The organism is Paenibacillus sp. 01L418 (assembly GCF_056400045.1).
In genome coordinates this window covers 1-1,888 of the sequence record NZ_JBFTSN010000695.1, presented here as the reverse complement: position 1 = coordinate 1,888, position 1,888 = coordinate 1, and the positions used below count along the sequence as shown (strand labels likewise).

Here is a 1,888-nt window from a genome sequence, read left to right as displayed (position 1 = left end):
GTCATCCCCCTATAAGATTTTCAAACATGTGATCGATAACAAAATTGCTGCCCATTGGCATGATTTTTTTGAAATGGGCTTTGTTGTGTCTGGTACAGGAACTCATGTTATAAACGGAGAGCCTTTTCCTTTAGAGAAAGGAATGACTTTTCTGCTGACAACGGCAGATTTCCATGAGATCATCCCAGATGAAGGACAAACGATTCATTTGTTTAATCTTATTTTTGATGAATCATTTATCCGCCCAGAGCTGACAGAAATGTTATTTGAACAGGTATCGCTTCATTTGCATACTTTTCGTGACGAAAGTGCTAGTGAAATTGAAATGGAATTTACTCGGATTTGGAATGAATCACAGATGTGGCAGCTAGGCAGCAGCATGCTGGTGCAGGGAAGTTTTGAGAGAATACTCATCCATCTCTATAGAAATAACGGGCATCAGCGCTTGCTTGACGACTATGTAGCCATTAGCGCAATCCCTTCTTCCATTAGAAAGTCGATCATCTTTATTCAACACCATTTTCGAGAGCCGCTTTCATTAGATGAAATAGCGAGATATGCTGGAATATCAGCCAATTATTTTAGCGAATGCTTCAAAAAGCATACAGGTACATCATTTCAAGAGCATCTACAAGGAAAAAGGCTTCAGTTCGCCTCTGCATTGCTCAGCAGTTCAATCTTGCCGATAACGGAAGTATGTTATGCCGCGGGCTTTAATACACTGCCTAACTTTGAACGAGCGTTTAAAAAAAAGTATGAGAAATCACCTCGAGAGTTTCGGAGAAAATATATTCGGCCATAAATGTGACGTATAAACCTATATGCCATGTTAGGAGGGTACAGCAGTGCGAAGGAGACTTATACAAGGCACAGCAATTGCTGTGCTTTTATGTTTTGTTTATATTCTCTATGCAGTATGGAGCATTATTTCGTTTGCTAAGGTGAATGAGCTCATTTACACAGATGCCGCAATTGTGCTTGGGGCAGCAGTCTGGGACGATAAACCGTCGACAGTTCTAAAGAACAGATTGAATCATGCCATTTGGCTCTATAACAATGGATACATAAAGAAAATAATCGTTACTGGAGGCACAGGTAAGGGAGATTCCTTGTCTGAAGCGGAAGTGTCAAAACGATATGTTATGCAGTATAAGGTTCCAGGTGAGGATATTGTTCTTGAAGAGCATTCAAAAATCACGGAACAAAATTTAGCTAATGCCCATGCGATAGCACAACAACAACAAATCAATACCTTTACCATCGTCAGCGATCCTTTGCATATGAAGCGTGCTCTTCTTATGACTAGACACTTAGGGATGGATGCTTACTCTTCACCAACTCAGACGTCAGCCTACAAGAGTTTGGGTACTAAGCTTCCTTTTCTTTTAAGAGAAACGTTCTTCTTAACAGGTTATCAGCTGAAAATATTATTTTTAAAGTAAGAGAATAAAAGAAGTAACTTATGATAAATAAACTGCTGTTTCACAGCTCATCTTTTTTGCAGCCCGAAAGTTAAACACTCAATTGGATGAGTTTAACTTTCGGGATTTTGTATTTTATTAAGGGTATCGTTTCAGGAAGTAAGGCTGCGTTTAAATGAAAGGAGAGGGAAATGTGTCATCCTAACTGAATAATTATGCCAAAAGCCTCCGATATTAAGGATACGGTTACAGGTTCTTCCTAAATCAAGAAGGATAAACGCAGGAAATCACAGTTGCGGTGCACATCTAAATCCATGTATGGTATTATAATATTAACGATTAAAACAAGTTAAAAGTAAAGCTGCCATAATGAAGGAGTTTTTATTTTGAATGATGCGATGATCATGTTAAAGCAAACAAGTCGTACTTTTTATATTCCCATCAGCAGGTTGAAGTCAGGTTTAAAG

Annotated in this window: 2 protein-coding genes; both read left to right on the top strand. The window is 38.6% G+C overall.

All coding sequences use genetic code 11. The annotated features are described in order from the left end of the window. Positions 1-802: helix-turn-helix transcriptional regulator (locus tag AC1DSE_RS34760; protein WP_477529065.1), on the top strand; the 802-nt coding region annotated here is incomplete at its 5' end. Positions 803-845: 43 nt separating this feature from the next. Beyond that, positions 846-1,442 (top strand): YdcF family protein, encoded by a 597-nt coding sequence (locus AC1DSE_RS34755; RefSeq protein ID WP_441885371.1) that lies wholly within the window; start codon positions 846-848, stop codon positions 1,440-1,442. The last annotated feature ends 446 nt before the right edge of the window (positions 1,443-1,888 follow it).